Source organism: Actinomycetota bacterium (assembly GCA_035536535.1).
Lineage (GTDB): Bacteria > Actinomycetota > JAICYB01 > JAICYB01 > JAICYB01 > DATLNZ01.
In genome coordinates this window covers 1-5,729 of sequence record DATLNZ010000069.1, presented here as the reverse complement: position 1 = coordinate 5,729, position 5,729 = coordinate 1, and the positions used below count along the sequence as shown (strand labels likewise).

The 5,729-nt window shown below is 68.3% G+C and carries 4 protein-coding genes; 1 reads left to right on the top strand and 3 read right to left on the bottom strand.

The features are described 5' to 3' along the window. Positions 1-136: 136 nt before the first annotated feature. The 3 genes from VNE62_04380 to VNE62_04370 all read right to left on the bottom strand — a co-directional run bounded on the left by VNE62_04380 (position 137) and on the right by VNE62_04370 (position 3,117). Positions 137-2,212, bottom strand: coding sequence for a PQQ-dependent sugar dehydrogenase (locus tag VNE62_04380; GenBank protein HVE91528.1), 2,076 nt, complete (start codon positions 2,210-2,212; stop codon positions 137-139). 93 nt (positions 2,213-2,305) lie between these two features. Continuing rightward, positions 2,306-2,572, bottom strand: coding sequence for a YdeI/OmpD-associated family protein (locus VNE62_04375; GenBank protein HVE91527.1), 267 nt, complete (start codon positions 2,570-2,572; stop codon positions 2,306-2,308). Between the two features lie 380 nt (positions 2,573-2,952). Further along, a complete protein-coding gene (locus tag VNE62_04370) occupies positions 2,953-3,117 on the bottom strand; it encodes a hypothetical protein (protein ID HVE91526.1) in 165 nt (54 codons plus the stop codon). Positions 3,118-4,086: 969 nt separating this feature from the next. Between VNE62_04370 and VNE62_04365 the strand changes: the two genes are divergently transcribed. Further along, positions 4,087-5,729: hypothetical protein (locus tag VNE62_04365; GenBank protein ID HVE91525.1), on the top strand; the 1,643-nt coding region annotated here is incomplete at its 3' end.

Sequence of the window (5,729 nt, the reverse complement as noted above, 5' to 3'; positions counted from 1 at the left end):
AGGTTGACCGCCCCGTGCAGGATCGCCAGCCGCGTCATCTCGCGGATGACCGACTCGGTGAATGTGGCCGCCTTGGCGCTTACGCGCGTCACGCCGTCTCCTTGCTCGCGGGCGAGTTTGGAGAGTAGCGAATCGGTCAGTAGTAGCGGTAGACGGCCGTGTAGGTCTTGGCCGACGACGGCGTCGTGATCGTGTGGCCGCGCGCTCCGCCGTCGGTCCAGTAGCGGAAGTAGTAACGGCCCTGGTTGGGCGCGTAGATGTAGATGCGGTGCGCGCGCCAGGACGTGTAGGTCACAGGCCCCCTGACGTAGACGCCAGCGACGCGGATCGTCAGTCCCCGCGGGTAGGTGGAGAAGGTCAGGCTGACCTTGTAGGGCAGGATGTCGCGCGTGACGCTGGTGGACGCACCCGCCGAGTCGGTGACTGTGACAGTCGCACGCAGGTAGCTGTTGGCTGCGGCGGCGAGGTCCTCGGGGGCCGGGGCCGTGAAGCCGATGTTATTGCCGGTCACCGGTCCGAGGAACGGGTGGGTGTGCGTGCCGTGGACGCGGACGACCGTCCACGACATCCGGGAGCTCGGGATCGTCCCGTCCTGCGCGTCCGAGCCGCTACCGGACAACGTCAGCGGCTGGCCGACGTAGAAGCGCACGGTGGTGGACGGCGATGTGATCGTGGCCGTGGGCGCGGAATTGCCGGACGAGATCGACACGCTGGACGGAGACGACGTCGCGCCGGACGGATCCCTCACGGTCAGGCTGGCCGTGTACGAGCCGGCGGCGTAGGTGTGGGACGTCGTCGGGCCGGAGGTCGTCTGGCTGGTGCCGTCGCCGAAGCTCCACTCGTAGGTGAGGCTGTCGCCGTCCGGGTCCGAGCTCGCGCTTCCGTTGAAGGAAACGGTCAGAGGCGCCGGTCCGGACGTCGGTGAGGCCGAGATCGAGGCCACGGGCTGGCGGTTGAGGCTTCCCGTGTACCTGATGCGGTGGACCTGGCCCCCGCTGGCATAGCTCGTGTAGTACAGCGCCTGGCCCCCCGCGTGGGGGCCGAAGCCGAGGTGGACCGCGCTGGACGACCCGAGGCCGGTGACGAACTCGCTCATCGTCCATCCGCCGCCGGACGCCGGCACGAGCCTGAAGATCTTGCCGCAGACGTAGTCGCTGAACAGGTACGAGCCGCCGTAGGGTGACGGCCACACGCCGGACGGCACGAAGGCGCCGCCGGTGATGGAAGCGCACCCGGACCCGTGTCCGTAGGCGAAGATCGGATTGGTCATGCCGGTGGGAGGAGTCCCGCAGTTGGTGGTGGAGCCGTTGGCGCAGAAGCCCTCGCGGACGTTCCACCCGTAGTCGGCCCCCGGGGTGCCGAGGTCGATCTCCTCCCACGCGTTCTGTCCGACGTCGTTGATGTGGAACCGCGTGGAGGCCGCGTTGGGGTCGAAGGCCATGCGGAACGGGTTGCGCAGCCCCCAGGCGAAGGTCTCCTGGCACTTGCGCCCGGCGGTCGTCCGGCCGGTGACGTTGCACCTCGAGCTGTCCGTGCCGAGAAACGGGTTGCCGGCGGGTATTCCTCCGTCGCGCGTGATCCGCAGGACTTTCCCCGTCAGCACGTGCTGGTCGCGTGCCGCGTCGTTGCTGCCCGCGCAGCCGCCGCCGGCGTAGTCGCAGCCTCCGTCGCCGATCGTCACGTAGAGGAAGCCGTCCTTGCCGAAGGCCAGGTCCCCTGCATTGTGGTTTCCGGCGGGCGAGGGCATGTTGTCCACCAGGACGGTCTCCGTGGTGCGGTCCACCACGTTGGACGACGGCAGGACGAACCGCGACACCCTGTTCACCGGCGCGCTGGCCGTGTTCGTCTCGCAGGTCGCGTTCTTGTTGAACGTGTAGAAGACGTAGATCCAGCCGTTGGTGGCGAAGGCCGGGTCCACGGCCACTCCGAGCAGGCCGCGCTCGGAGTTGCTGCAGACGACTGCCGACAGATCCAGGGCCGGTGTGGCCAGAAGGGCCCCGCCGGAGAAGACGCGCAGCCGTCCGCCCTGGGTCGCGATGAGCATCCGGCCGTCCGGCGTGAAGGCCAGGGCCGTGGGCGCGCCGACCGTGGTCACCACCTCGTCCACGAAGCCCGAGGGCAGGACGGGGGCCGCGGAGGCCGGGGCTGCGGCGGACAGCAGTCCCGCGACCAGCGAGACGGCGACGAAGGCGATGCGAGGGCGAGTCCGCATGGACATGGGAATGGTATCGGCGTTCCAGCGGGGCCGCTGAACCTTGGCTGCTGTCCCCGGTGCCTCGTCGGGCCCGGCGAGCGGCTCCTGCGGCTAGGACCCGGTCCGCTCGCGGTGCTTGCACCCCGGCCAGCAGCAGGGCCGGCGCATGCCTTCCTCCAGCTCCTCCACGGTGCGTCGGATGCGGCGCTCCCGGGTGGTTGCCTGCTTGGCGTCCTCAACCCAGCAGATGAACTCGTTGCGCGCCAGAGGCGTGATTGCCTTCCAGGCGCCGAGCGCCGTCGCGTGCAGGATCAGCGCTCCGCGCAAGTCCGGTGGGAGCTTGTGCACTACCCCTCCGGGCAGTCGCGGAGCGGTCACAGCACTCGCCTGATGGTCATAAACCCTCCCTGATGATCGTATCGCCGGGCGCCCGGCTGCCTGTCATGTCGCCGCCGACGAATGACGACGCCATTGGGGGTTGCGCAAACACGAACTGGAGCCTCCCACATGCCTTGGGCAAGGTCCGGATTCGGGGATACTCGGTCATCGAGGTTGACCCGTCCTGAAGTCAAGGTGACCACGCGGCCGTCCCCAACGTTACGGCGACGTTGTTCGCCTAGATGTAGTGCGCCACGCCGACCACTCGTCGACGTCGTGGCCGTAGACGCGCGACATGGGAGCTGGGCCATCGACCCAGGCCCCACGTCGTCCCCGTAGAAACGAGAGCAACTAGAACTGGGAGCCAAGGGCTTAGTGCGTCAGGATGGACTGTCGATGGCATCCTCGACCTCGTCCAGCCACGCGTGGAAGTCGGACTCGAAGTACAGGTACTCCTCAGGTTCCCCGCCGAGATCAGCCGAGCCGAGCCGGATGAGTGCGTCCCATACCACCCGGTCCTCTACGCCGGCGTCGTCCGCGGTCACCCACTGATGCGCCCACAACGATGCGTCCCGTCGAGAGATCCGCCCTTCGAGCAGATCACGCAGCTTCTCCCGCATTTCGACGCGAGAGGGTGCCTTCGGAGCCATCACTTCCGCCCGATGTAGTTGCCGTAAGCGTCAAACCGGTAGTGGTAGCGCGAGTAAGGCCGATACGGATGGACCTGTCGGACCCTGCCCGCGTGATCGAGGGTTTCGTACCAGGTTCGATGTGCGCCCGTCGCAGGATCCCATTCCCGTGCAAGGCGAGCTCCGGCCATTGGAGTCGTAAAAAGGCCCACCCCGCACAAGACCCCGAGGATGACCGCCAAACGCGCCGTACGGGCCAACGGCAGGTTCAGAAGTGGCCCAAAGCGCGAGTGGCCAGACCTCGAGCCGGAGTCGGTGCGGGTTGGAGCCTTCCCCATTCGGTAGTCCCCCTGTTATCTGCTGGCCCGCGCCTGCTGGCGCAGTGACCAGGGCGGGAACTTCCGACGTGGTCAATCATTAATACGTACGAGCATCGGATTTCTGTCCTGTGACTTTCCGAACGCCCGTTCGCCGGTCGCGAAGCGTGACGGAACCATAGGGATCTCCCTTGGAGGCGTCCCGAGTGGGGCAGCCCCTCTTCAGCCGCGCAGCAAGCACAGCGGCCCCTGCGCTGGCGAATCCAGGCACTCACAGACTCCCGCTGGCTCGAGGCGTGCGACCTCCTACGCCAATCACCTGATCTCATCCTCGGCCTTACGGCGGATTCGCTCAGCCTTGTGCTCGGACTCGTAGCACGAGAAGTTTCCTCGCCGTTCTTGATCGCCTCGACCAGACGCTCGTAGCTCGGCCGGTCGCTTGCCGGATTAGGCGGAGATGTCGTTGTCGTCGAACACCGCGGCAGTTTTCATGCCGGAACTTGGCATGTCGGGCCGCCCCGGGGCGCTGCGAGCGTTATCATTCCTGCTCCCCGGCGGAGCCCCCGCGATGACCGTCGACGCCTCCCACCCAGAGCTTCAGCACGAGCAGGCCCACGTGGACCGGGCCTACTCCAGCCTGGGCGTGATGCTCGAGGAGGTCCGCGGCCTCAACCCCCAGGGGCGCAACGACTACGAGCAGGAGGTCTTCGACCGCTGGAAGGACGCCCGCATAGCGGCCCTTTCGGACACCAAGTCGGCACTGGTCTTCGGACGCATTGACCTGCTGGAGCCGGAGACCTTCTATATAGGGCGCCACCACGTCCGGACCCCCGGCTACGAGACGCTGGTCGTCGACTGGCGGGCGCCGGTCGCCCAGAGCTACTACCGGGCCCATCGCGGCGACCGCATGGGGCTGCGCCGCCGCCGGCAGTTTCTGGTCGAGGGACGCGAGATTCTCGGCATCTCCGACGACGACTTCGTGTCGGCCCCCCCGGGCGAATCGGCTCTGCGCGGCACGGACATGCTCGAGCACGAGCTGGCGCGGCAGCGCGGTCCGCACATGCGCGACATCGTCGCCACCATCCAGGCCGAGCAGGACGCGATCATCCGCGCGCCATTGGAGGGAGTGGTCGTCGTCCAGGGGGGTCCGGGGACCGGCAAGACCGCCATCGGACTTCACCGCGCCGCGTTCCTGCTGTACGAGCACCGCCAGAGGCTGCAGCGCATGGGCGTCCTGGTGCTGGGACCCAACGCCGTGTTCATGCGGTACGTGTCCCAGGTGCTGCCGTCGCTCGGCGAGTCGGCCATGACCCAGGTGCCGATCGCCGGACTGATGCCGCAGACCGGCGTGGTGGACGAGGCCGACCCCCAGGTGGCACGAATCAAGGGCGACGCACGCATGAGCGAGCTCGTGCGGACGGCGCTGGAGAATCGCTGCTCACCTCAGGAGTCCGACGCAGAGATCAACGTCCATGGAGTCCGGTTCCTGCTGGGCGCCGATCAGGTGAACGCCCACGCGGACACCTTCCGCTCCCGCGGGGTGACGTTCCGTCACGGACGCGAGCTGCTCCGCGACGCGCTGGTCCAGGACGCGTACCGCGCCTACGTGGACGCCCTCCCGCTGGACACCCTGCCGGACTACGAGGAGGCCGTCCGGGCCGTCCGGGCGGACAAAGCGTTCCGCGCCGTGCTCGACCGGGTCTGGCCCGCGATGGGGGCCGAGACGCTGGTCTCGGGACTTCTGTCCAGCGCCGACCGGCTGGCCCGCGCAGCCGAGGACCTCCTGTCCCCGGACGAGCAGAAGGTGTTCCGTCGCCGCCCCCGCGGCAAGCGTGCATGGACGGCGCCCGACCTGCCCCTGCTGGACGAAGCCTCGGCTCTCATCGAAGGGCCCCCGGACCGCTACGGCCACGTTGTCGTCGACGAGGCGCAGGACCTATCCCCCATGCAGCTGCGGATGGTGGCCAGACGCTGTCCCGAGGGGTCGATGTCGATCCTCGGAGACCTCGGACAGGCCACCGGCGTCTGGGCGCACGACTCGTGGGACGAGGTCCTGGACCACCTGCCGAACCGCGAGTCCGCACGCGTGGAGGAGCTCACCCTCGGCTACCGCGTGGCCGAGTCGATCATGCAGGTGGCGTCCCGCGTGCTTGCCGTGGCGGCGCCCGCACTGCAGGCGCCGAAGGCGGTCCGCCGGGAGCCGGGCGAGGT

Excerpts from the sequence above, each read along its gene's own strand:
- VNE62_04380 (HVE91528.1), bottom strand. The coding sequence starts at position 2,212 with ATGCGGACTCGCCCTCGCATCGCCTTCGTCGCCGTCTCGCTGGTCGCG.